Here is a 23,730-nt window from a genome sequence, read left to right as displayed (position 1 = left end):
CGCTGTCGGCAGTGTCGGCAGCAGCACTGCCCGCAGAACCACGCCATCCGCAATACAACAACTGAAAAACGACTGTCAGGAGACACAATGAGCGAATTCATCGCCGGCCCCCACAGCCGTGAACTTTGGGAACACGTCGAGCCCATCATCAAGGACATCGAAGCCCTGCCCTTCATCGAACAGCTCTCAGACGGCAGCCTCGACCCCAAGGTTTTCGTCCACTACCTGCTGCAGGACGAGGTCTACCTGGACGGCTACGGCCGTGCCATGGCGCAGCTGTCCAGCAAGTCCTCCCGCAACGACGACATGGAGTTCTGGGCCGGAGCAACCTCGGAAGCCGTTGTCGCTGAAAACGAACTCCACGAAGCCGTCTTCGCTGACGAGGTCTTCGCTCCGCTGGTCAAGGAAATCCAGCAGGAAACCGCGGGCACCCGCGGTCTGCGCCACGGTGAGCGCGGCTCCGATGAAGGCCGCGATGCCGAAGCCGTCATCGCCAGCCCCACGTCGCTGGGCTACGTGTCGTTTCTCATGGCAACGGCTGCCCTGCGCCCCTACCAGGTGGGTGTTGCCGGTGTCCTGCCGTGCTTCTGGGTGTACGCCCACATCGGCAAGGTGCTCATGAAGAAGGCCGGATCGAACCTGGAAGGCCACCCTTTCGCATCGTGGATCACCATGTACGACAGCCCCGAATTCGACGAATCCACCCGCGGAGCAGTCGCGATCCTCGAACGCGAAATGGAACAGGCCACCCCGGCCCTGCGCGCCGAAATGAAGGCCGTGTTCGAACAGGCCAGCCTGTACGAACTGCACTTCTGGGCCAGCGCCCACGTCTACGAAGACTGGACAACCCCCATGCCCTGACGGGCTGACTCTGATTCACGAGGCGCCGCTTGCCTGAGCCTGACAGGTTCGGGGGAGTGGCGCTTCGTGAATGGTGCCTAGGGCCGGCCTTCACGGAAGGCTGACAGAGTGCGGGCCGCTGTGGTTCCGACCATGGCGGCCCGCATTCGTGTCAGAGCCCTGGGGTACCCTGGGACGCGTGAGCACAGAGTTGGAAATCGGCCGCGGAAAGCGCGGACGCAGGGCATATTCACTTGACGACGTAGCGGTTATCCCTTCGCGGCGCACCCGCGATCCTCGGGATGTCTCGCTCCAATGGCAGATCGACGCGTTCCAGTTCGACCTGCCCTATCTGGCTGCTCCCATGGACTCTGTTGTCAGCCCGGCAACAGCCATTTCGCTTGGCCGTCTGGGCATGCTCGGCGTTCTCGACCTCGAAGGTCTGTGGACCCGCTACGAAGACCCCCAGCCGCTGCTTGACGAAATCGCGGGGCTTGACGACCAGCGCGCCACCGAGCGCATGCAGGAGATCTACCGCGAACCCATCAAGGCCGAACTCATCACCGCCCGCCTGGCTGAAATCCGCGAAGCCGGTGTGACGGTTGCCGGTGCGCTCACGCCGCAGCGCACCCAGGAGTTCTACCAGACCGTTGTCGACGCAGGCGTCGACCTTTTCGTCATCCGCGGCACCACGGTTTCTGCTGAGCACGTCTCCAGCACCACCGATCCGCTCAACCTCAAGCAGTTCATCTACGAACTCGACGTCCCAGTGATCGTCGGCGGCGTCAGTGCCTACACACCGGCCCTGCACCTCATGCGCACCGGTGCTGCCGGTGTTCTGGTTGGCTTCGGCGGCGGTGCGGCATCCACCACCCGCCACACGCTCGGCATCCAGGTGCCCATGGCCACCGCTATCGCCGACGTCCAGGCGGCCCGCCGCGACTACATGGACGAATCCGGCGGCCGCTACGTCCACGTGATCGCCGACGGCGGGCTGGGCTCCACCGGTTCGATCGTCAAGGCCTTCGCCATGGGCGCGGACGCCGTCATGCTCGGTTCGGCACTGTCTCGCGCAGAAGAAGCTCCCGGCCAGGGCTACCACTGGGGCGCAGAAGCCCACCACCCGGAACTTCCACGCGGCCGTCGCGTGCACATGGGCACCGTCGCACCGCTCGAACAGCTCATCCACGGGCCCGGCCATTCGGCAGTCGGCGAAGTCAACCTCGCCGGTGCCCTCCGCCGTGCCCTGGCCACGACGGGCTACACGGACCTTAAGTCCTTCCAGCGCGTCAACGTGGTTGTCGACGCCGAAAGCTGAGGGGCTCCGTGCTTCGTCTCGCCCTGAAACCCAGATGGCTGGGATTCCTGGCGCTCGTCCTGCTGCTGGTCACCGCATTCGTCATGCTGTCCGCATGGCAGATTGACCGTGCCCAGTCCAAGAGTCAGCAGGCCGACAACCCCGAACTCGCGGTGGCGAAGCCCTTCAACGACATCATGGAAGCCCAGGGGCCCATGCCGGGCTACCTGGCCGACCAGCGAGTCACCATCAGCGGGCACTTCCTGCCGGATCAGCAGGTCGTCATCGACGACCGCTACCTGAACGGCACCAAGGGCTACTGGGTTGTCACCATGTTCGCCCCGGACGACCCCGAATACGCCCAGGCCGCAGACACCGACCAGCTCGAATCCAAACCCACCGCCATTCCGGTGGTGCGCGGCTGGACAGAAGACCTCGAAACAGCCAAGGCGAGCACCGCCTCGGATCAGGATGTCACCCTTGATGCCCGCATAGCCCCCATCGAAGGCCCACTGGACACCAAGGACCTCCCCGAAGGAGTAGTCCGGTCCGTTTCCACCTCGCAGATAGTCAACCTTTTCGACGTCTACACGTACTCCGCGTTTCTCTTCCCGCAGGAAAAGCCGGAAGTCGGCATCGGCGGTGACCAGCTGTCCTATGTTCCCTATCAGGAACCGCAAGACGAAGGCTTTGACCTCCAATCGGCGTTCTACGCGCTCGAATGGATCGTGTTCGCAGTCTTCGCCGTGTACATCTGGTTCCGCCTGCTGCGCGACGAATACAATGCACTCCGCCGGGAAGACCAAGCGCCCGTTGAATACGTGGTCGTGAAAGACGCCGGCGAAAAGCTGCCCCGCACTCCCAAGAACGGAGACCCCCAGTGAGCAACGATCCCCAGCACGGCGGTGACCCCCTGGACCGCCGCCCGGACTTCAACGAGGACGACCCCAATGCGGTGTTCACCCTCAACCGCTGGCAGTCCGCCCGCAATGCACTGCGGTTCTACCGGATCATGGCGATCATCACCGGTGTCATGCTGCTGATCCTCACCATTGAGATGATCTTCAAGTACCTCATCTGGGGACTCATGATGGGCGGCAACCCGGCAGAAGCACTGACCTTCGGCAGCTTCAACGCCGCCGCGGCCGTCGCCATTGCACACGGCTGGTGCTACGTGGCCTACCTGATCGTGTGCTTCTGGCTGAACTCGCAGATGAAGTGGGGCCTGAAGAACCTCCTCGTCTTGGCGCTGGCCGGTGTTGTTCCGGTCATGTCGTTCATTGTTGAAGCGAAAATCCACCGCCGCGGCGAAAAGGAACTCGACGACGCTGTTGTCGTCGCGCCGAAATCAGCCGCCTGACCACTGCGAGTACCACCGCCTGACCACCTCCTGCATCGGCAGGATCGCCTCTGCGAACGCTTAGGATAGAAGCATGACCCAGACCCCCGAAACAGGTACGGACGCCCGCCCCGTCCTCGTCGTCGACTTCGGTGCGCAGACCGCGCAGCTGATTGCACGTCGTGTACGCGAAGCCGGGCTGTTCTCCGAAATCATTGCCCACACCGCAACCGCTGCCGAATTCGCTGCCAAAAAGCCGGTCGCCATTGTGCTCTCCGGCGGACCGTCATCGGTCAACGCGGAAGATGCCCTGTCGATCGACCCGGAAGTGTTCGATCTCGGCGTGCCCATGCTGGGCATCTGCTACGGCTTCCAGACCATGGTGCAGGCACTCGGCGGCCGCGTAGCGCGCACCGGTGCCAGCGAATACGGCTCCACGGCACTCGAAGTCACAGAAGAAGGCGCTCTGCTGGCCGGTCTGCCTGCCGCACAGACCGTGTGGATGTCCCACCGCGACTCCGCTGAAACCGCACCCGAAGGCTTCAAGGTTCTGGCCAGCACCGCCGGTGCTCCCATTGCTGCGATCGAAGACACCGAGCGCTGTTTCGCCGGTGTGCAGTGGCACCCGGAGGTCATGCACAGCGAATACGGCAAGCAGACCATCGAGAACTTCCTGTTCAAGGTCGCAGGGCTCAAGGCGGACTGGTCAGCCGATTCGATCATCGACGAACAGGTCGCCCGCATCCGCGAACAGATCGGCGCCAAGAAGGTCATCTGCGGTCTGTCCGGCGGTGTTGACTCGGCCGTTGCTGCAGCTCTTGTCCACCGTGCGGTCGGCGACCAGCTGACATGTGTTTTCGTTGATCACGGCCTGCTGCGCAAGAACGAACGCGAACAGGTCGAACAGGACTACGTGTCCGCAACCGGTGTGCGCCTGGTGACGGTCGATGCCTCGCAGAAGTTCCTAAGCGAACTTGACGGTGTCGAAGATCCCGAACAGAAGCGCAAGATCATCGGCCGCGAATTCATCCGCACCTTCGAACAGGCTGCCGCTGAACTCGTCGCGGAATCGCGGGAGGGCGAAGGTGAAAACATTGAGTTCCTGGTGCAGGGCACCCTCTACCCGGACGTTGTCGAATCCGGTGGGGGATCGGGTACCGCGAACATCAAGAGCCACCACAACGTCGGCGGTCTGCCGGACGACCTCCAGTTTGAGCTGGTTGAACCGCTGCGTGCGCTGTTCAAGGACGAAGTTCGGGCGGTCGGCCGTGAACTCGGCCTGCCCGAGGTGATTGTCGGCCGTCAGCCGTTCCCCGGTCCTGGTCTGGCCATCCGCATTGTCGGTGCGGTCAGCGAAGAGCGTCTGAGCATTCTGCGCGAAGCCGACGCCATTGCCCGCGAAGAACTCACCGCCGCAGGTCTGGACGACACCATCTGGCAGTGCCCCGTTGTGCTGCTGGCCGATGTCCGCTCCGTTGGTGTTGCCGGCGACGGCCGCACCTACGGACACCCCGTCGTGCTGCGCCCCGTGTCCAGTGAAGACGCCATGACCGCCGACTGGACCCGCGTGCCCTACGACACGCTGTCGAAGATCTCCAACCGGATCACCAATGAAGTCGACGAAATCAACCGCGTCGTCCTAGACATCACCTCGAAGCCCCCGGGCACCATCGAATGGGAGTGAGCGGGGTGGAGGCCTCGAGGGCATAAGCCGCACGTGACCTCCCGCCTCAGCACACTGCGCCGGCAAGCAACCGCTTGTGGGCGCAGCTGCGTTTGGGGTGCGGGTGCGTTGGGTGCCAGCGCAAGCGTCGCCCAGCAAAACACCGGTTAGCAATGAATCCACCCGTTAGCCGTGCGGAGACTCCCGTTAGCCGGGATCTGCGCTTTAGCAGTAGCTGCTAAGGGGTGTTTTTGTTGCTAAAGCGTGGGGCAGTGTTGGGATGGCTGCCCCAGCAGTAGAACGAGGTGTAGGCCTCGAGGGGCATAAGCCGCACGTGACCTCCCGCCTAGCCACACTGCGCCGGCAAGCAACCGCTTGTCGGCGCAGCTGCGTTTGGGGTGCGGGTGCGTTGGGTGCCAGCGCAACCGTCGCCCGGCAGAAACACCCCTTAGCAATGAATCCACCCGTTAGCCGCATGCAGACTCCCTTTGGCCGGGATCTGCGCTTTAGCAACCACTGCTAAGGGGTGTTTTTGTTGCTAAAGCGTGGGGCGGGGGTGGGGCGCGGCCCCAGCACCATGACGAGGTGGAGGCCTGGTCCCAGCCGGGGCGGCACCTCGTGGTTTTCCTGAGGTGGGGCGGTGCCCAGCCCCACAGGTGTTGACCCAGCCGGTCACCCGTCGCCCGGCAGAAACACCGGTTAGCAATGAATCCACCCGTTAGCAGTGGGCAGACTCCCGTTAGCCGGGATCCACGCCTTAGCAACCACTGCTAAGGGGTGTTTTTGTTGCTAAGGCGTGGGGCAGTGTTGGGATGGCTGCCCCAGCACCACGCCGAGGTGGAGACCCGGTCCCAGCTGGGGCGGCACCTCGTGATTTTCCTGAGGTGGGGCGGTGCCCAGAACAAGCCAGCCGATTTCTGTACCTGAACAGTGTTCAGGTACGATGCTCCTCATGACTTCCACCAACGTTTCCGCGCCGCAGACCGGCGCCCGCGGGCAGGGCATTTCTGCCGGCCTGTCCGTTGCCCTCGTCGCCGTTTTCGCGGCGCTCATCTGGGTGTTCGCACTCGTGCCGCCGATCCCGGTCGGCCCGGTCGGCGTTCCCATCACCCTGCAGACCCTCATGCTGGCCTTCACCGGTATGGTGCTGGGCCCCACCCGCGGCTTCATCGCCGTGCTGCTCTACCTGGCCCTGGGCTTCCTGGGTCTTCCCGTGTTCTCAGGCGGACGAGGCGGAATCGGCGTCCTCGCCGGACCCTCGGCTGGCTTCATTCTGGGCTTCCCGTTCTACACGCTGCTGTCCGGTTGGGCCGCCCGCTTTGCCTACCGTCGCTTCTCCGGTGCAGGCCGAGTCGTCATGATGATCCTCGGCTCCCTGCTGACCGCATCGGTTCTTCTGCACTTCATGGGCATTGCCGGCATGTCGATCAACGGCGGTATCCCGTTCGGCGCCGCCACGGTTGCTGACATGGCCTACTGGCCCGGTGACGTCATCAAGACCACCGTTGCAGCACTCCTTGCCGTCATGGTCCTGCGGGCCTTCCCGGTTCTCGCACGACGCTGATTCCACTCGACGCTGATGGCAAGCATTGTCTTCGACGGCGCCCACGCCGCTGTTCTTGATTCCGCAGAAAGCGGTCCAGAGCGCCAATGGCGCACCCTCGCAGGCCCTTTCACCTGCGAAATCAATGAGCAGCGCGTGGCCGTCATCGGCGCCAACGGTTCGGGCAAGTCCACGTTCCTGCGGATGATCAACGGCCTGACCCTGCCCACGTGGGGCAGGGTCGCCGTTGACGGCAAGGACACCGTCGATGACGGGCGCGCGGTTCGCCAGAACGTCGGCTTCGTGTTCACCGACCCGGCCGCTCAGCTGGTGATGCCGACCGTCATCGAAGACATTGAACTCTCGCTCCGACGTATAAAGAACAAACGCGAAAGGCGCGAACGATCGCTTGCCGTGCTCGACGAACTCGGCCTGACCGGACTAGCCGACCGTTCGGTGTACGAACTCTCCGGCGGACAGCGCCAGCTGGTGGCACTCGCCTCCGTCCTCACGGTTGAGCCCAGTGTCCTGCTGATGGACGAACCGACAACCCTGCTCGACCTGACAAACCGCACACTCCTGCGCGACACCCTCGACGAACTTGCCGAAAACCGTGGCGTGCAGATCATCACCACGACCCACGACCTCGAATTCGCCGCCGATGCCGAACGTGCACTCGTCATTGACGACGGCGCCATTGCATTCGACGGTCCCGCTGGCCAGGCGATCGCCCACTACCGCGAAGCCGCAGTGTCAGCCGCCCGCAGCACCTGCCGACCTCCCCGCGACTCCGCATGATTCCGCAGTCGGCCATGCCGAAGCCGCGCACGGTTCAGCGGCGTCGCGGTGAGTTCCTCGGCGTGCGCTGGCCGATTCCCGGCTGGCTGCACCGCACACCGGCGTGGGTCAAAGTGATCGCCCTGGTGCTCACCAGTCTGCCCGTCATCGTCGTGCGCGACGCCTGGGTCAACGGGGCGGTGTTCGTGCTCATCGTGCTCATTGCACTCACCGCGCGCCTGCCGCTGGGCAGAATCATCCTGCCGCTGGTGCGCATGTGGCCTGTCATGCTGCTTCTGGTGGTCGGCAACCTCATCTTCACCGACGTGCCCACCGCCGCCCGAGTCGCCACAGCCATGCTCGCCGGTGTCATCGGCGCGTCCGTGCTGATCCTGACCACCAGCATCAGCGAACTGCTGCTTGTCTTCACTGCAGCAGCCAAGCCCTTGGGGTGGGTGGGCGTGCGCCCTGAAACGGTGGGCCTTGCCGCAGCGCTCACCATCCGCAGCGTGTCCTACATTGCCGACCTCGTGGGGCTCGCCGCAGACTCCGCCCGCGCTCGCGGGCTCGAAAGATCACTCCGGGCCCGCTCCGTGCCGGTCGTGCTCGGCACCGTGCGCTACGCCATCGACACCGGAGCCGCCCTCGAGGCGCGCGGCCTGGTCGAAGAGCCGGGCGGCACCTCGGGAGAGTAAGTCCGCAACCTCCGGGACTGGGGCCTATGCCCCGGAACTCACGAGGTGCCAGTCACCGGGCGTGCGCCAGGTTTTCGTGAGCGGCGATCGCCTGAGCGTAGTAGCCGATCAGCTGCGAGCACACTCCGCGCCACGTGCGGGACTCGACTTCGGCCCGAGCAGCCTGCGCAAAGGCGCGGCGCTTGGCATCGTCACCCAGCAGATCCAGAGCGCGATCGCGCAGACCAGCAACATCGCCCGGAGCGTAGAGCCAACCGGTGCGCGAATGGTCAACCAGATCCAGCGGGCCGCCGCGCGCCGGCGCGACCACCGGAACGCCGGAAGCCATGGCCTCCTGAATCGTCTGGCAGAACGTTTCAAACTCGCCGGGTGCAACGCACAGGTCAAAGCCTGCAACAGCGCGAGCCAGAGCCTCACCGCCGAGAAAGCCCGTGAAGTGCGCGTTCGGCAGTTCGGCCCGCAGGCGGCCCATAAGCGGACCTTCGCCGATGATGACGATCTTGGTGTCCGGCACATCGGCCAGCACCCGCAGGTTCTCCACCTGCTTTTCCGCGGCCAGCCGGCCCACGTAGCCGATGATCTTCTTCCCACCGGCCACCGACTGTCGCCATTCCTCGCACCTGCGGTCCGGGTGGAAGCGGGCAGCGTCGACACCTCGGGCCCACTTGGCAATCCGGTCAACACCGTGCGATTCCAGCTGTTCAATCGTCGGGGTAGACGGGGCGAGCGTCATGGTGGCGCGGTTGTGAATATTGCGCACGTGACCCCACAGCATGGACTCCACTCCGGTCAGTCCGTAGCGAGCCGCGTAGGCCGGCACTTCGGTCTGATAGACCGCGACCGACGGGATGTTGAGCTCCTGGCAGGCCTGCACCGCACGCCAGCCCAACAGGAACGGGGAGGCGATGTGCACAACATCGGGCGCGAAATCAGCCAGGATGCGGCGAATGCGAGCCACACCGCCGGGCGCTACACGCAGCCTTTTGTAAGCGGGGAACGCCAGTGAGGGAACGTAGACAATCGGCACGCCCATGTACTCACGCGGACCGCCCATCCGGGTGCCCGGAGCAATGACGAGGGCTTCGTAGCCGCGTTCGGTGATGTGCTCAATCGCCTTGAGGAGACTTCCGACAACACCATTCATCTGGGGCAGAAAAGTTTCAGCAACAATCGCAACTCTCACAGTTTGAGGATCGTCCACACAGGTGGCCCCCGAGGTACGCCCAGAACACTCGAAGGTGAACTTTCGGCCACCATTCCGGCGAATTCTTTCCGGTACCGGGTGCTGCCGATAGCATGAGTGAAGCCCGCACGGCAGGCCAGACGGCAGACAAGGGAGGCACAATGGCTGAGATCATCCTCGTGACCGTTGTCGTTGTCCTGTGCCTGGGTCTGGCCTACCTCCTGTACACCCGAGGTTCGCAGCTGCGGTTGGCACTTGACCTTGTGAGTGAAGCCCGACGGCAGCTGGACCAGGTGCGCACCGATCGGCACGCTCTCGTTCCCGAGTACCTGCGCATGGCGACCGCTCATTCGGAGCAGGACGAGCACCACCAAAAGTCCGTGCAAGATGCCCTGCGGAGGGCCAAAACCGTCAAAGACGCTTCCGAAATCGGCCAGGCTGAAGAGCGTTTGACGCATGCGATCGATGCGCTTGCCATCGGACTTATTGAAGTCGACCGGCACCGCCAGAGCCTGGGCGCGGCAATCGACCTGCACGCGCAGATGCGGATCATCGAAGGTCGGATCGTCTCCGGAATCCGCTACTACAACCTGGCGGTTGCCAAATACACCGCGCAGCGGCGCCAGCCGACGGCTGTTGTCCTGCGGGCTGCTTTTCCGGCGCTTGTTCCCATGGAGTACCAAGACGTCGAAGCGGAGCCCGTCGTAGAGTTTCGTTCGTGAGGTTTCGACTCGATCTTGGCTATGACGGCACCAGCTTCCACGGGTGGGGAGTGCAGCCGCGGCTGCGCACCGTCCAGGGGACCCTGGAAGAGGCGCTCGCTTTGGTCTGCCGCACCCCCGTGCGCACTGTTGTAGCCGGACGCACCGATGCGGGAGTGCACGCCCGCCGACAGGTTGTTCACCTGGACCTGGGTGAAGAAGAGATCGCCGCGCTCGTGGGGCAGCGCCGGGTTGATCGGGACGGCAATTCGCGCACACCTGAATCTGCCCTGGTCAGCCGCCTGCGCGGTGCGCTGACTCGGTTGGATGCCCACGATGTCGTTATTCACGGGGCCTCGGCGGTTTCAGATGATTTCGATGCGCGCTTCTCGGCGCAGTGGCGGTCGTATTCGTACCGGCTTGCAGATGACGATTCGTTCTTCGACCCGCTGCTGGCGGCCGCAACGGTCCGTCACAAGGGTGTTCTTGATGCCTGCACCATGGCCCAGGCCGCTGCTGGTCTGTTGGGCTTGCACGACTTCCTGCCGTTCTGCAAACCCCGCCCGGATTCGACGACCATCCGCACGCTGCAGCAGATCTCGGTCGGCCGCGATGCCGACGGGGTGATTGTCTTCCGTCTGCGCGCTGATGCCTTCTGCCACCATATGGTCCGCGCGATCGTCGGCGGCCTCATTCGGGTGGGCACGGGGGTGTGGTCGGCTGAGTACCCGGCTGAGCTTCTTGAGCACGCCAACTCACGAGGTGAAAGCCCGGAACCGCTCTACATCGCCCCCGGGGCGGGGCTTGTGATGGAAGAGGTGGGCTATCCGCCGGAGGCTGAATGGGCTGCGCGGGCGGCGCAGACACGGGCCCGGCGAAGCTCGGCTGAGCTGGGCGAAAGCTAGTGGGCGACGCGGCCTCTTTACGAACAATCCATATGGAATTCATGCAAAAGTCCCCAAAAAGATCTCAGATTTGTAACACTGTGCTCAGACCTTTTTCAGAAACGCGCGAACAGCGCTGAATCAGAAGCTTAAGGACTGAACATGCTCAAAGCACGCCGTGCGCTGTACGGAGGCGCTGCCGCCGCCGTACTCGTCGCACCTCTCGGCGCAATGCCGGTTTTTGCAGAAGCCCCGGAGGGCACCAAGCTCCAGGTGCTGGGAATCACTGACTTCCACGGACGTATTGCCGACCCGGACGGTCAGGCAATGGCCTCGACGGTGGAAAACGAACGGGCGAAGGCTGAGGGCAGCTCGGTTCTGCTGTCCGCTGGTGACAACATCGGTGCAAGCACCTACGTTTCGTCTTCTCAGAAAGACGAGCCCACGATTGACTACCTCAACGCTCTGGGGCTCGACGCCTCGGCAATGGGGAACCACGAATACGATCGTGGCTTCAAAGACTTCAGCGAGCGCGTGCTGGCTGGCGAGCACAAGGCGGAGTTCCCGCACCTGGCCGCGAACGTCTACAAGAAGGGCACCAAGGAACTTTCCGAAGGTGTCAAGGACTACGAAATCATCGAAAAGGACGGCATCAAGATTGCCGTCATCGGTGTTGTGACGCAGGAAACCGCAAGCCTCGTCAGCCCGTCGGGAGTCGACATGCTTGACTTCGGCAAGACTGCCGAAGCCGTCGAGCGCACCTCGAAGAAGATTGCCGAACTGCCGGAGGGTGAAGCCCCGGACGTCACGATCGTCCAGGCTCACGTCGGTATGAACGGATCGGCTGAGGGCGACAGCTGCGATGCTGCTCTCGGCAAGAGCAAGGAAGTCAAGGGCATCCTCGACGCCGCTGATGATTCCGTTGACGCATTCTTCCTGGGCCACACCCACGTTCCGGTCAACTGCACCTACAAGAAGGGCGAGAACACCGTCCCCGTCATGCAGGCTGGCCAGTACGGCAAGAACGTCGCCGCGGTCAACCTGACCTCGAAGGGCGATGGCAACTGGACCATCGACAGCCAGGAAATCATCGACACCAAGGGCCAGGAAGCTTCGACAGAGGTCATCGGCAAGACCGGCGAAATCATCAAGGCAGCTACCGAAAAGTCGAATGAAATCGGCAAGGAAGTCGCCGGTGAAATCGACGAAGACATCACGCGCGCCTTCGAAGAGGACGGCCAGGAAGACCGCGGTGCTGAATCGACACTCGGCAACCTGGTTGCCGATGCCCTCAACGAAGGCACCGGCCTGACCCAGCTGGAGAAGTCGGACTTCGCCATTACGAACCCGGGCGGTCTGCGCACCGACCTGAAGGTTGATGACATCTTCAATGGCGAAAAGCCGGGTGAAGTCACGGTTGCTGAGCTCAACCAGGTCCTTCCCTTCGCCAACGACCACGGAGTTGTTTCTCTCAAGGGCTCGGACGTCATCCAGCTGTTCGAAGAGCAGTGGCAGCCTGATGGCGCTTCGCGTCCGTTCCTGCACCTGGGCATTTCCAAGGAACTCGAAGTCATCTACGACTCCAAGGCTGAACGCGGCAAGCACGTTGTGTCCGTCAAGGTCAATGGTGAGGACATCGACCCGAACAAGACCTACAGGGTGGCCACCCTGTCCTTCCTGGCAGCCGGTGGTGACAACTTCACCGCTTTCGCCAACGGCAAGTTCGAACAGTCCGGTCTGACCGACTTCGAAATCTGGGAAGCCTACTTCAACGCCCGCCAGGATGAGGGCAAGAAGGTGAAGGCCGACAAGGACGAACGCCAGGCTGATGCCGCGCTGGACGTCATGAAGAACGGTGACCTCGAAGTCTCCATCAAGCACCCGTCGAACAAGGACGACGCCTTCGAAATCAAGGCCGGCACCACCGAAGAAATCAGCGTTCAGTTCAACGCCAAGAAGAAGATCGAGGGCCCGCTGCAGATGACCCTCGACCTGCCGAAGGGTGTTTCGGTTGACCTCGGCAAGCACGCCGTCAAGGACAAGAAGAACGTTGCACAGTTCGACTCGGTGCCTGAAGGCAAGTCCGAAGTGAAGTTCAAGGTGACCGCCTCGAAGGACGCCGGCAAGAAGGACGAACCGAAGGCCGGCGGCAAGGTTGACGGTGCCGAAGCTGCGAGCGAAGGCAAGGCAGACGAAGGTAAGGCCGAGCCGGTGAAGGGTCCGAAGATGACCGCCACCCTCATTGCTGCTCCGAACGCCGGATGGTGGGACAACAACCCGCTGCCCATCGGCGGCAAGGTTGAAATCCCCGTGAACGTCCTTCCTGCCGACGCGCCTGCTGAGGACAAGCCCGAGGCTGACAAGCCTGAGGCCGGTGACAAGGACAAGCCCGAAGCCGGTGACAAGGACAAGCCTGAGGCCGGTGACAAGGCAAAGCCTGAAGCTGGTGACAAGAAGCCGGGCGCAGCTGCTAACAAGCCGCTGCCGCGTACGGGTACTGAAGTCGGCCTGGCTGCTGCTGCGGCAGTTGCGCTGCTGCTGACCGGTGCTGGTGCACTTGTCCTCACACGCCGCAAGAACGCAGACGTGAACTGAACTGAGATTCTCGACGCTCTGAAGTTCTAAGACGTAAACGCTTCGGCGGGCAGTTCCCACAGGGGAGCTGCCCGCCGAAGCGTTTCTGTGTTCGAAGTCCGAGTGCCTGCACACCCTTCGAACAGAACCCAAACAAGAAGATCAGGCCGACCTCCACCTCGTGAGAGCAGTCCAGCACACGCGCTCAACCACACACGAGCCCCGTTTTGCAAAGGTGTGTGCTTCCGCGCTAACATTGACAGTCGCTGTACGTCAGATACACACGCCGCAGACCTCTAGTCGCGTTGCAGGATAAGCGGGAAATGTATACGCGTACCGTGCACCTCAAGCAAGTCAAGTACTGCTGAACAAGACTCACGACCTTGTCAGGCAGACGTGTGTGGCTTGGAAGCTAGAGACGAAAAGAAGGCAACTTTTGCGTACGTACACACCAAAGCCCGGCGATGTCGAGCGCCAGTGGCACGTCATCGACGCCACTGACGTCGTTCTCGGTCGCCTTGCTTCGCAGGCAGCTCGTCTGCTGCGCGGCAAGCACAAGGTGGAATTCGCACCTCACATCGACACGGGTGACTTTGTCATCATCATCAACGCGGACAAGATTGTGCTGACCGGCGACAAGCTGGAAAAGAAGCGCGCCTACCGCCACTCCAACTACCCGGGTGGTCTCAAGAGCCTCAGCTACGAAGAGCTCCTTGAGAAGTTCCCCGAGCGTGCAGTGGAGCAGGCTGTTGCAGGCATGATCCCCAAGAACCGCCTCGGCCGTGCCCAGATGCGCAAGCTGAAGGTGTACGCAGGTGCTGAGCACCCGCACGCCTCGCAGAACCCGCAGAAGTACGAAATCAGCCAGGTCGCGCAGTAAGCGCCCAAGGCTCAGTTAACCGAGGAGAATCGTGGCTGACAACCAGAACCTGAACGAGGACGTCGAAATGACGTCGTACTCGACCGAAACCCCGGCTTCGGCTGGTCTCGGCGAATCCGTGGCCGGTGGCCGCGGCGAATCGCTCACCGCTCCCGGCCAGGGCGTTGGCCGTCGCAAGCGCGCTGTCGCTCGCGTCCGCCTGGTCCCCGGCACCGGTGAATGGAAGATCAACGGTCGTGACCTTGAAGCCTACTTCCCGAACAAGATGCACCAGCAGCTCGTTCGCGAACCCTTCCGCCTGCTTGACCTCGAAGGCCGTTTTGACGTCTTCGTGCGCATTGCCGGTGGTGGCCCCTCCGGCCAGGCCGGCGCTGTCCGTCTGGGCATCGCCCGTTCGCTGAACGAAATCGACCGTGAAAACAACCGTCCTGAACTGAAGAAGGCCGGTTACCTCACGCGTGACGCTCGCGTTCCCGAACGCAAGAAGGCTGGTCTCAAGAAGGCTCGCAAGGCTCCGCAGTTCTCCAAGCGCTGATCTTCGCCCGCCAGGGCAGATCCGGCTTGGGGCACGCAGTGCCTGCTCCAAAGGTCCGTGTACCGCAAGGTGCGCGGGCCTTTTGGCGTTGCGGGGGACTTGTTCGGTTTTCTGTTTGTTGTCCGTGCAGGTAGGCGGACATCGGGCCCGAAACCGGACAACTCCGTGTCATTTCCGGCGCACTTGAGTGCCTTCAGCTGTGGACCAGACGCTCCCGATTCCGTGCTTAAGTTTAGAAATGCGCGTCCGACCTCGATGTTTACTCAGGCCGTTCGGGTTTAGCTGCTTTTAAACAGATGACCTGTTTGTCCACAGCTGCGCGGTCTGGTCTTTCCCAGGGGTTCGTCGACCAGCAGTCTGGGACGCATGAACAATGTCTTTGTGGTCAGTGCCCTTCCTGCTGGTGCAATGGCGCATCAGGCAGCTCGTGCAGTTGGATGCTGTCTCAGTAGATTGGCCAGGGGTGTTTATGCCGTCGAGCGATTGTGCGAACAAGAGGCACACAGAGCTTTTGCGTGTTTTGTAGACCGACCTGAACTGTTGTCCGACGAGGGCTCGTCAGTCTATTTGCGGAAGCTAGCCCATCATGCGGGTTGGGCGGTGGCCTTTGGGCATTCAGGTCAGGCGATCTTGAGTCACGCTACCGCGGCTGTGCTTTGGGGCATGGAACTGCCCACTGATCCTCCAGCGCGCTTACAGACAAGCGGTCCGGAACGACCTTTCTCACGGACTCACCGAATACATCGCCAACGAGCAATTCCTGCTGAGCACATTACTTCGCCGGTGAGCGCTCTGCCTGAGCTACGAGCAGTGAGTGCAGATTGGACGATGTTCGACCTGCTCCGGGATGTCGGCGGAGCCGAGGGCTTTGCCATCGCCGATCGACACATTCGCTTCCGGGCTCATGGGCGGGCCTCGGGTGTGCCTTCCGCCGATCGGTTCCATGTCGTCATTGATGAGTTGGCTGAAGTATTTCGCCAGTTTGAGGAGTGCTCGGCGGGCAGGCGGACGGTCACCATGTTGAGTTGGCTTAAAGAGATGCGCGGATTGTCGGAATCCGCAGGTGAGGCACTTGCCTACTTTCGTTTTTATGAGCTGGGTTTCAGGTGCTGTCCGGAGGACTCGCGGTGGAAAATAGCGCAGCAAGTGTCGTTCCCCCTGCCCGGTGAGTCATACCGGCCGCGGGTGGATTTCTTTTTGGAGCACTGGGGTTTGATTGTCGAGTTCGACGGGTGGGCTAAGTACCAAGACCCGAATGGCAGTGTGTCGCCGGAGGTCTACCGAAAAGAAAAACGCCGTGAAGAACAGCTTCGGCGCATGGGCTACAGGTTTCTGCGCATCGAATGGCGGGATGTCATTGTTCCGGGACGACTGGCGAGTTTGCTGCGGCAAGTCGGCGTGGTGCTGCCCTAGCTTGCGACTTGTTCGGGTTTCGGCCTCTTATCCGCGCAGCTGCACGCGTAATAGTCCCAAACCAAGACATCTAGCCATATCAGAAGCGTTGCGTTCCCGAACGCAAGAAGGCTGGGCTCAAGAAGGCTTTCAAGACCCTCGCACCTCGGTGCGGGGGTCTTGTGCTTTCCGGGCGCGAGGTGCCGCTGGGCCCGCGTCGTGTTCTCACCACACGCCGTGCCCATCTGACCGGGTGCTCAGCTTCGTAAACGTAGAATGAATGCGATCCAAAACAGGAGGTTCTATGAGCAGGCTTTTCGGTACGGACGGCGTTCGCGGTCTGGCCAACAAGGACATCACGGCTCGACTCGCTCTCCAGTTGGGTGTTGCAGGCAGTCGAGTTCTCGGCAGGCCCGAGCAACGCTACGGCACGGGCAGCAAGCGTCCGTTCGCGATTGTCGGTCGCGACACCCGCATCAGCGGTGACTACCTGGCATCAGCAATTTCCGGCGGTATCGCCTCGACCGGTGTTGACGTGTGGAACGCAGGTGTTCTGCCCACCCCGGGTGTTGCGCACGCCGTGAAGGAAACCGGCGCTGACTTCGGTGTTGTGCTCTCAGCCAGCCACAACCCCATGCCGGACAACGGCATCAAATTCTTCGGCCCCGGCGGCACCAAACTCGACGATGCTGCGGAAGACGAAATCCTTGAACTGTTCGACGCCGACTGGGATCGTCCCACCGGTGCGGACGTCGGCCGCATCAAGCCGTACGCGGCAGCGGCAGACGAATTCACCGAACACCTCGTATCGACTCTGGGTGACACACCCACTCCGCTGCAGGGACTGCGTGTGGTCGTCGACTGCGCCAACGGAGCGGCATCCGTCGTCGGCCCTGCGGCACTGCGTCAGGCCGGTGCGGATGTCACGGTCATTGCCGCAAGTCCGGATGGCCTCAACATCAACGACGGTGTCGGCTCTACCCACCTGGGTCCGCTGCAGAAGGCCGTTGTCGACAACGGAGCTGACCTCGGCGTTGCGTTTGACGGTGACGCTGACCGCTGCCTGGCGGTTGATGCGCTCGGTCGCGAAGTCAACGGCGACCAGATCATGGGCATCCTGGCTCTGGGTATGAAGGAAGCCGGCACCCTGAAGAATGACACACTGGTCACCACCGTCATGTCGAATCTGGGCCTCAAGCTCGCCATGGAGAAGGCTGGCATCGCGGACGTGCAGACGAAGGTCGGCGACCGCTACGTGCTTGAAGGCATGCTGGCCGGCGGGCACGTGCTCGGCGGTGAACAGTCCGGTCACGTGCTCATGCTTGACCACGGCACCACCGGCGATGGCGTGCTGACAGCCCTTCACCTGATCAACCGCGTCGCATCAACCGGTCGCACACTGGCCGACCTCGCAGCGGAAATCCCGCAGCTGCCGCAGGTGCTCATCAACGTCCGCGGAGTCGACAAAACCCGCACTGACGATCAGGCAGTTCAGGCAGAAGTCGCTGCCGTCGAATCCGAACTCGGCAAGAGCGGCCGCGTCCTGCTGCGCGCTTCGGGCACCGAACCGGTTATCCGTGTGATGGTCGAGGCCGAAACCGAAGCCGAAGCGCAGAAGCAGGCGGAACGCCTGGCTGACTGCGTCAAGCAGCACCTTGCCCTCTGACCGCGTTCAGCTCCCCGCACCGGGGCCGCTCAGCAGTGCGGCACCTAGCCCGAGTGCCCCGGCACCTCGGCCGGCGGTCCCGGTGGTGAGCACACAGTGAAGAAGAGCGCAGACAACACGAAGGTCCTCTACGGGCGTCTGCCCGCCGGGCTGGCGGCTGCCGCCTCGACAGCGGTGGGCACCGTCGTCATTGTCGGCTTGAGCCTCGTGGCCCGAGCGACGTCGGGTTCGTCTGGCCTGTGGTGGATGTTCGGTGTGCTGACTTCGTCCTTCGCGGTGCTCGGCGGCATTGCCACGGTTGGGGCGTTCCTCACCGGCCTTGTGCGGGCGGGCTACGTGGCTGACCCCGGCAAACCTGCCCGGTGGAGTGCAATGACGGCCCTGTTCATCGCCTTCGCCAGCCCGGTGATTCTGTACGTGTTCACCGGCCCGTGGCTGACAAACGGGCTGATCGTCGCAGTCTCAACGTTTCTGTGCTCAGCAGTCGGAGCGCTCATCTTCCTGCTCGTGTGGTCGCTCCTTCTGCGGGCAGGCACAGTCACCTCAATCGATGTGTGAGGTTTATGGTTTTCGGGATCAACCTAACGGTTTTGTCCAGCCCCCAACCGTCTGGCGAGCTCCTGCGTTCATATCCGTTTAATGTGCTGAGCCCAGTCTTTACAGCGATTCTTTACTGCCTCGAGTTCCGTTGTGCTCACGCCGTAGCCGGCCACTTCGAAAGGTTCGATTCGGTCCGCCATCTCAAGGCGTTCCGCAAACATCGATTCATCGAATCCTGGATCAGACGCCGCAGCCATTTCCAGCAGCTCCCGGTCGGTGTATCGCCCAGATCCGCGTATTGAATCAACATCGAGAAAATCTCTTGTTTCACCACGCGAGTAAAGAGCCAAAATCTTGTTGGAGACCGCGTCTTCGACAGCAAGAACAGGACCTACTTCCAGTGCCACTGGCTCACGCTCACGCCAGTCGATACCCAGATCCAGTTCAGTTTGCAGCCCGAGGTGCGACGAAACAACCATTCGAGTGAATGACTCGCTCTGCCGGGGAACGTCGACTTCGTAGCCGGCTTCTTCTAAACGCTCGCGAATCGATTCGACAGCGGTGCTGAACTTGTCTTGCGCTGACATAACAGTGAAGAGGTCTACATCAGCTGTAGGTCGCTGAGTGAGACCGTGCTCACGAATAGCCCCCGACCCAGCCAAAGCGAACCCAGAGTCGGCGGCATCGTTCAGGGCAATGCGAGCAACATCGCGCTGCATCGCCTCTCGGCTACACATTCACACGCTTCAGCTGAGGAAAGCGATCTTCCCAAAGATCGCGTACACGGGAATCCAAGCTCAGGTGTGGCCATACCCGCAGCAGTCTGTCCTTGTTGATCAGCTGTGCTTGGATTTCAGCGGTGCCTTCTGCAAGCAGAGCCTGGTAAGCCAAGCGCACCCCGCCGGGATCAGTCACGTCAATATCGCCGTCGTCCACCCAGCGAACCCAGATGGGCAGGCGTATGGTGCCCTGCGGCGGCCCTTTCAAGTCATCGAGACTGTCAACGACCTCGTACGGTTTCAGATCCCGGAACCGCACTCGTTCCATGACTGCTCCCTTCGGCTGTTCATCCTTTCAGCCTACCGTTTTCTCCAACTCGCAGCTTCAAGATTCTCTGCCAGGAAATGACCGCGGGCTGCTCTAGTCTCCCGAGGTGCCGCCGGCTGAGTCTTCTGACTCTTCTTGGTCTGCGAACTGGGTTGTGTACAGCTGCGCGTACCGGCCGTTCTGCGCCAGAAGTTCGCTGTGGGTACCGCGCTCAACAGCCCGGCCGCCCTCAATGACGATGATCTGATCGGCACTACGCACCGTCGACAGGCGGTGGGCGATGACCAACGCGGTCCTGCCGGTCATGGCTTCGTTCAAGGCGTGCTGCACAGCTGCCTCGTTCGTTGAATCGAGAGCACTCGTAGCTTCATCGAGCACCACCACAGCAGGTTCGGCCAACAGGAGACGAGCAATTGTCAGCCGCTGGCGTTCACCGCCGGACAGCCGGTAGCCGCGCTCACCGATCACGGTGTCGAGCCCATCGGGCAGGGCGTCGATAACCGGCCACAGGCGTGCGCGTTCCATAGCGGAACGCAGCTCATCATCCGTTGCATCAGGTTTGGCGATCGTCAGATTGTCGCGAATCGACTCGTGGAACAGGTGGCCGTCCTGCGTGACCATGCCGACGGTCGATTTCAGCGCGTCAAAGCTCAAATCGCGGACATCCACACCGGACAGTTCAACAGCGCCTTCTGTCACGTCATACAGCCTGGGCAGCAGAGATGCGATCGTCGACTTTCCAGCACCGGATGAACCCACGAGGGCGACCGTGTGACCAGCCGGAACGGAAATGTTCAGTCCGTGCAGCACCTCGGACGACTCCCGGCCGTCAAGAACCGGGACCTCTTCAAGAGAGGCGAGAGACACCTCGGCGGCAGTGGGGTAGCGGAATGAAATGTCACGGTACTCAACAGAGACAGGGCCAGCCGGCAGAGGCTTGGGGGATTCCGGTTCCTGCACGGTGGAGCGCAGATCAAGAATCTCGAACACCCGCTGGAACGACACGATTGCAGACGTGATGTCCATGCGCGCATTCGCCAGCATCGTCAGCGGTGTGTACAGGCGGGTCAGCAGCAGCGCGAGTGTGACAACCTTGCCCGCATCGAGCGAACCGGCCACCGCCTGCATACCGCCGACCCCGTAGACCAGCGCCAAAGCCAGAGCGGACACAAGTGTGAGAGCGGCCAGGAACGTCACCTGCAGCATGGCGGTGCGCACACCGATATCGCGCACCCGACCGGCGCGGTCAGCAAACTCCGCCGACTCCTTCTGCGGGCTGCCGAACAGCTTGACCAGGGTCGCACCACCAGCGGAGAACCGCTCCGTCATGCGGGTCGACATGGCCGCGTTGAGATCCGCCGCCTGAAACTGCAGCGACGCCAAACGGCCGGCAATGAAACGGGCAGGCACCAAGAAAATCGGCAGGAGCAGCACCGACAGCACCGTCACCTGCCACGAAATCGCAACCATGACACCGACCGTCAGCGCAAGCGACACAATGTTCGTCACAACCCCGGACAGCGTGTTGGAAAAAGCTCGCTGCGCACCCATAACGTCGTTGTTGAGCCGGGAGATCAGCGCACCCGTGCGGGTCCGGTTGAAAAACGCCACCGGCAGAGTCTGCACGTGATCAAAAACCGCGGTGCGCAGATCAAAGATCAGGCCTTCGCCAATGCGGGCCGAAAGATAGCGCGACACAATCGTCAATGCCGCATCGGCCAGCGCCAGCACACCCATGAGAACTGCGATGCCGACAATCAGATTCACTGGCCCACCAGCGGTAATGGCATTGACCACCCGGCCTGCCAACACCGGGGTGGCCACAGCAACACCGGCTGATACTGCCGAGAGCAGAATGAACAGGACCAGTTTGGTCTTGTGCCGAGCCGCAAAACCGCCGATGCGCCGCAGGGCAGCCCGGTCAACCTCCGGGGCCGGACGCCCCTTGGTGCGCTGACTGGCTGTCGTCCTGTGCAGAATCGCCATGGGGGAGTAGTTCGACACGATGCTCCTTTCACCACGCTCCCTGACCTGAACCAGGACAGGAGGGAGCACGGGAAGTCTAGCGCCGCCTCGTCATATGGAGCTTTATGACGAAAAGCGCGTGAAAGCTGTCCGCAGAGTGAGAAACTTGCCGACAACACAAGCACACTCGTCAGAAGGACTGCACATATGAAACTGCGCATCGCAGCTATTGCCACCGCCGCAAGCCTGATCCTCACCGGCTGCGGTGCAGGCGGAGGAAACCAGGAAGTCGGCCAGAAAGACGGCGACATCACCAAGCTGACCGTTGGAGTTTCCCCGGTCCCGCACGGTGACATCCTGCGCTACGTCGACGAAAACCTGGCAGAAGAAGCCGGCCTCGACATCGAGGTCAAGGAGTACACCGACTACGCGCTGCCCAACCGTGCGCTCGTCGACGGTGACCTCGACGCCAACTACTTCCAGCACAAGCCGTACCTGGACGAAGAAGTCGAAGGCCAGGGCTACAAGCTCTACGCATTCGAAGGCGTGCACATCGAACCGATCGCACTGTTCTCCAAGAAGGTGAAGTCGGTTGACGAACTGCCCGAGGGCGGCACCGTCGGCATCAACAACGACCCGGCCAACCAGGGCCGTGCCCTTGACATGCTGGCCAAGGAAGGCGTCATCACGCTGGCTGACGGCAAGGACGCAACCACCGCCACCATCAAGGACATCAAGGACAACCCGAAGAACCTTGAGTTCAAGGAAGCCGACGCTGCACAGCTGGCACGCACCCTTGAAGACACCGACGCTTCGATCATCAACGGCAACAACGCCCTGGAAGCAGGACTGTCGCCCACCGAAGACTCGATCCTCGTGGAATCGGCTGAGAACAACCCCTACGCGAACTTCCTCGCAGTTCGCGAAGGTGACGAAGAAAACGAAGCCATCAAGAAGCTCGACGAACTCCTGCACTCAGAAGAAGTGAAGAAGTTCATCGAAGACAAGTGGACCGACGGCGCGGTGATCCCCGCTTTCTGATTCACACACCTCTGAGGGGGTAAGCCCCTCAGAGGACTTCAAAACCACACGGGCTTCGGCCCACCAGACGCCGGGTTCAGCAGTGCGAACTGACTACAGTTTGCGCAGCTGGATCCGGCGTACTGAATGGTCGGCCGATTTCGTCAGAATCAAATCGGCCCGGCCACGCGATGGGGCAACGTTCTCCCGCAGGTTGGGAGCGTTGATCGAATCCCAAATCTCACCGGCGAGGGTGAGTGCTTCGTCTTCCGTCAGCTCCGAATAGCGGTGGAAGTATGAATCCGGCTGGGTGAAAGCACCCGACTTCAGTTCCATGAACCTGTCGATGTACCACTGGCGAATATCACCGGCAGCCGCGTCGACGTAGACGGAAAAGTCGAAGTAGTCGCTGACGGACATACCCACTTTGCCGTCAGCGCGCGGCCTGGGCGGCTGCAGAACATTGAGCCCTTCGACAATGAGCACATCTGGTGAACGGACCGTGATTTCAGCACCCGGAACAATGTCGTAAGTGTGGTGCGAATAGACGGGAGCGCGTGCTTCTTCTGCACCGGACTTGACCTTGGACAGGAAGCGCATAAGCGCCCGTCGGTCATAGGACTCCGGGAATCCCTTTCGCGACGTCAGACCACGGCGGGCAAGTTCTGCATTGGGAAACAGGAACCCATCCGTGGTGACGAGCTCAACCTTCGGGGTGTCCGGCCAGCGGGCCATCATTTCGCGCAGAACACGCGCCGTCGTGGACTTTCCGACGGCCACCGAACCGGCCACACCGATGACAAACGGAATGTGCTGCGGGGCCGGGTCGTGACCGCTGGCGCGCAGAGGAGCAAAGAACTCCCGCGTGAGCCTGTGCTTCTTGCGGCGGGCTGAAACGTACAGGTTGAGCAGCCGCGACAGCGGTAGGTAGATCTCTTCGATCTCGGTGGTGTCCATGCGCTCACCCTTACCGCGCAGACGCTCTACGTCAGCCGCCGTCAGCGGCAGGGGAGTGGCCTGAGCGAGTTCGGACCACGTGGTGCGGTCAAAACTCCAAAAGGGTGAGGCAATGGACTGCCCGCTCTGCTTCTGGTGCGGACGCAGACCCGCGAGCAGACGAGCGGGGTCGAGGTCGCTGGATCGAACGAACGGTGTGGCGTCGCTGTGTTCCATAGGTGCTGCAGATCCT

The 23,730-nt window shown here is 62.1% G+C and carries 22 protein-coding genes; 17 read left to right on the top strand and 5 right to left on the bottom strand.

The genetic code is table 11. From position 1 onward, the window contains the following. Positions 1 to 87: 87 nt before the first annotated feature. The 8 genes from Bravens_RS03680 (at position 88) to Bravens_RS03645 (ending at position 8,154) form a co-directional block, all read left to right on the top strand. Positions 88 to 861, top strand: coding sequence for a TenA family protein (locus Bravens_RS03680; protein WP_062020401.1), 774 nt, complete (start codon positions 88 to 90; stop codon positions 859 to 861). A gap of 178 nt (positions 862 to 1,039) precedes the next feature. Beyond that, positions 1,040 to 2,158: a GuaB3 family IMP dehydrogenase-related protein gene (locus Bravens_RS03675; protein ID WP_061941896.1), complete on the top strand. Its 1,119-nt coding sequence runs from the start codon at positions 1,040 to 1,042 to the stop codon at positions 2,156 to 2,158. Positions 2,159 to 2,166: 8 nt separating this feature from the next. After that, on the top strand, positions 2,167 to 3,021 hold the full coding sequence (locus Bravens_RS03670) for an SURF1 family protein (protein ID WP_062020399.1): 855 nt from the start codon (positions 2,167 to 2,169) through the stop codon (positions 3,019 to 3,021). Beyond that, positions 3,018 to 3,497: a DUF3817 domain-containing protein gene (locus Bravens_RS03665; protein ID WP_062020397.1), complete on the top strand. Its 480-nt coding sequence runs from the start codon at positions 3,018 to 3,020 to the stop codon at positions 3,495 to 3,497. The genes Bravens_RS03670 and Bravens_RS03665 overlap by 4 nt, the downstream gene beginning before the upstream one ends. A 73-nt stretch (positions 3,498 to 3,570) precedes the next feature. Next, complete coding sequence (gene guaA / locus Bravens_RS03660; RefSeq protein WP_062020395.1) at positions 3,571 to 5,160, top strand: glutamine-hydrolyzing GMP synthase; 1,590 nt, start codon at positions 3,571 to 3,573, stop codon at positions 5,158 to 5,160. A gap of 931 nt (positions 5,161 to 6,091) precedes the next feature. After that, positions 6,092 to 6,703 (top strand): biotin transporter BioY, encoded by a 612-nt coding sequence (locus Bravens_RS03655; RefSeq protein WP_239233702.1) that lies wholly within the window; start codon positions 6,092 to 6,094, stop codon positions 6,701 to 6,703. Between the two features lie 15 nt (positions 6,704 to 6,718). After that, positions 6,719 to 7,480 carry an ABC transporter ATP-binding protein gene (locus Bravens_RS03650; protein ID WP_062020391.1) on the top strand — a complete coding sequence of 254 codons (762 nt, stop codon included), beginning with the start codon at positions 6,719 to 6,721 and terminating at the stop codon, positions 7,478 to 7,480. A gap of 14 nt (positions 7,481 to 7,494) precedes the next feature. Then, entirely contained in the window at positions 7,495 to 8,154 is a 660-nt protein-coding gene (locus tag Bravens_RS03645) for an energy-coupling factor transporter transmembrane component T family protein (protein WP_244878108.1), read from the top strand. A gap of 52 nt (positions 8,155 to 8,206) precedes the next feature. On the opposite strand, the gene Bravens_RS03640 is transcribed toward Bravens_RS03645, so the two are convergent. Continuing rightward, on the bottom strand, positions 8,207 to 9,337 hold the full coding sequence (locus Bravens_RS03640) for a glycosyltransferase family 4 protein (protein WP_062020387.1): 1,131 nt from the start codon (positions 9,335 to 9,337) through the stop codon (positions 8,207 to 8,209). Positions 9,338 to 9,498: 161 nt separating this feature from the next. On the opposite strand from Bravens_RS03640, the gene Bravens_RS03635 reads away from it, so the two are divergent. The 8 genes from Bravens_RS03635 (at position 9,499) to Bravens_RS03595 (ending at position 18,527) form a co-directional block, all read left to right on the top strand. Next, on the top strand, positions 9,499 to 10,059 hold the full coding sequence (locus Bravens_RS03635) for a LemA family protein (protein ID WP_167346390.1): 561 nt from the start codon (positions 9,499 to 9,501) through the stop codon (positions 10,057 to 10,059). Then, positions 10,056 to 10,943: a tRNA pseudouridine(38-40) synthase TruA gene (truA, locus tag Bravens_RS03630; RefSeq protein WP_062020383.1), complete on the top strand. Its 888-nt coding sequence runs from the start codon at positions 10,056 to 10,058 to the stop codon at positions 10,941 to 10,943. Before Bravens_RS03635 ends, truA begins: the two co-directional genes overlap by 4 nt. A 141-nt stretch (positions 10,944 to 11,084) precedes the next feature. Beyond that, positions 11,085 to 13,517: a bifunctional metallophosphatase/5'-nucleotidase gene (locus Bravens_RS03625; RefSeq protein ID WP_062020381.1), complete on the top strand. Its 2,433-nt coding sequence runs from the start codon at positions 11,085 to 11,087 to the stop codon at positions 13,515 to 13,517. Positions 13,518 to 13,932: 415 nt separating this feature from the next. Further along, positions 13,933 to 14,376, top strand: coding sequence for a 50S ribosomal protein L13 (gene rplM, locus Bravens_RS03620; RefSeq protein ID WP_062020379.1), 444 nt, complete (start codon positions 13,933 to 13,935; stop codon positions 14,374 to 14,376). 67 nt (positions 14,377 to 14,443) lie between these two features. After that, complete coding sequence (rpsI, locus tag Bravens_RS03615; RefSeq protein WP_050992952.1) at positions 14,444 to 14,911, top strand: 30S ribosomal protein S9; 468 nt, start codon at positions 14,444 to 14,446, stop codon at positions 14,909 to 14,911. Positions 14,912 to 15,739: 828 nt separating this feature from the next. Next, positions 15,740 to 16,324 carry a PDDEXK family nuclease gene (locus tag Bravens_RS03610; protein ID WP_062020377.1) on the top strand — a complete coding sequence of 195 codons (585 nt, stop codon included), beginning with the start codon at positions 15,740 to 15,742 and terminating at the stop codon, positions 16,322 to 16,324. Between the two features lie 283 nt (positions 16,325 to 16,607). Further along, on the top strand, positions 16,608 to 17,969 hold the full coding sequence (gene glmM / locus Bravens_RS03600) for a phosphoglucosamine mutase (RefSeq protein WP_062020373.1): 1,362 nt from the start codon (positions 16,608 to 16,610) through the stop codon (positions 17,967 to 17,969). A gap of 96 nt (positions 17,970 to 18,065) precedes the next feature. Then, complete coding sequence (locus Bravens_RS03595; protein ID WP_062020371.1) at positions 18,066 to 18,527, top strand: hypothetical protein; 462 nt, start codon at positions 18,066 to 18,068, stop codon at positions 18,525 to 18,527. 68 nt (positions 18,528 to 18,595) lie between these two features. Here the strand turns inward: Bravens_RS03595 and Bravens_RS03590 are convergent, their stop codons facing one another. From Bravens_RS03590 to Bravens_RS03580, 3 genes are all read right to left on the bottom strand, one after another. Then, a complete protein-coding gene (locus Bravens_RS03590) occupies positions 18,596 to 19,228 on the bottom strand; it encodes a nucleotidyl transferase AbiEii/AbiGii toxin family protein (protein WP_062020369.1) in 633 nt (210 codons plus the stop codon). A gap of 10 nt (positions 19,229 to 19,238) precedes the next feature. Beyond that, positions 19,239 to 19,556 (bottom strand): hypothetical protein, encoded by a 318-nt coding sequence (locus Bravens_RS03585; RefSeq protein ID WP_062020367.1) that lies wholly within the window; start codon positions 19,554 to 19,556, stop codon positions 19,239 to 19,241. A 93-nt stretch (positions 19,557 to 19,649) separates the two neighbouring features. Then, entirely contained in the window at positions 19,650 to 21,560 is a 1,911-nt protein-coding gene (locus Bravens_RS03580) for an ABC transporter ATP-binding protein (RefSeq protein ID WP_157452695.1), read from the bottom strand. Between the two features lie 168 nt (positions 21,561 to 21,728). Between Bravens_RS03580 and Bravens_RS03575 the strand changes: the two genes are divergently transcribed. Further along, positions 21,729 to 22,562: a MetQ/NlpA family ABC transporter substrate-binding protein gene (locus tag Bravens_RS03575; protein ID WP_062020365.1), complete on the top strand. Its 834-nt coding sequence runs from the start codon at positions 21,729 to 21,731 to the stop codon at positions 22,560 to 22,562. 93 nt (positions 22,563 to 22,655) lie between these two features. Here Bravens_RS03575 and coaA read toward each other — a convergent pair whose 3' ends face one another. Next, the gene (coaA, locus tag Bravens_RS03570; RefSeq protein ID WP_062020364.1) at positions 22,656 to 23,714 is read right to left on the bottom strand and encodes a type I pantothenate kinase; all 1,059 of its coding nucleotides are present in this window, start codon (positions 23,712 to 23,714) and stop codon (positions 22,656 to 22,658) included. Between the last annotated feature and the right edge of the window lie 16 nt (positions 23,715 to 23,730).

Origin of the sequence: Brevibacterium ravenspurgense (genome assembly GCF_001584615.1) — a bacterium.
Classification (GTDB): Bacteria; Actinomycetota; Actinomycetes; order Actinomycetales; family Brevibacteriaceae; genus Brevibacterium; species Brevibacterium ravenspurgense.
Note: the sequence above shows the minus strand (reverse complement) of the source record. Positions and strands in the feature narration are given on the sequence as shown.

Bases quoted from the DNA above. Each gene is read 5' to 3' on its own strand.
- Bravens_RS03680 (WP_062020401.1), top strand. From the start codon at position 88: ATGAGCGAATTCATCGCCGGCCCCCACAGCCGTGAACTTTGGGAACAC.
- guaA (WP_062020395.1), top strand. From the start codon at position 3,571: ATGACCCAGACCCCCGAAACAGGTACGGACGCCCGCCCCGTCCTCGTC.
- Bravens_RS03655 (WP_239233702.1), top strand. From the start codon at position 6,092: ATGACTTCCACCAACGTTTCCGCGCCGCAGACCGGCGCCCGCGGGCAG.
- Bravens_RS03650 (WP_062020391.1), top strand. From the start codon at position 6,719: ATGGCAAGCATTGTCTTCGACGGCGCCCACGCCGCTGTTCTTGATTCC.
- Bravens_RS03645 (WP_244878108.1), top strand. From the start codon at position 7,495: ATGCCGAAGCCGCGCACGGTTCAGCGGCGTCGCGGTGAGTTCCTCGGC.
- Bravens_RS03635 (WP_167346390.1), top strand. From the start codon at position 9,499: ATGGCTGAGATCATCCTCGTGACCGTTGTCGTTGTCCTGTGCCTGGGT.
- Bravens_RS03625 (WP_062020381.1), top strand. From the start codon at position 11,085: ATGCTCAAAGCACGCCGTGCGCTGTACGGAGGCGCTGCCGCCGCCGTA.
- rpsI (WP_050992952.1), top strand. From the start codon at position 14,444: ATGACGTCGTACTCGACCGAAACCCCGGCTTCGGCTGGTCTCGGCGAA.
- Bravens_RS03610 (WP_062020377.1), top strand. From the start codon at position 15,740: ATGTTCGACCTGCTCCGGGATGTCGGCGGAGCCGAGGGCTTTGCCATC.
- glmM (WP_062020373.1), top strand. From the start codon at position 16,608: ATGAGCAGGCTTTTCGGTACGGACGGCGTTCGCGGTCTGGCCAACAAG.
- Bravens_RS03590 (WP_062020369.1), bottom strand. From the start codon at position 19,228: ATGCAGCGCGATGTTGCTCGCATTGCCCTGAACGATGCCGCCGACTCT.
- Bravens_RS03585 (WP_062020367.1), bottom strand. From the start codon at position 19,556: ATGGAACGAGTGCGGTTCCGGGATCTGAAACCGTACGAGGTCGTTGAC.
- Bravens_RS03575 (WP_062020365.1), top strand. From the start codon at position 21,729: ATGAAACTGCGCATCGCAGCTATTGCCACCGCCGCAAGCCTGATCCTC.
- coaA (WP_062020364.1), bottom strand. From the start codon at position 23,714: ATGGAACACAGCGACGCCACACCGTTCGTTCGATCCAGCGACCTCGAC.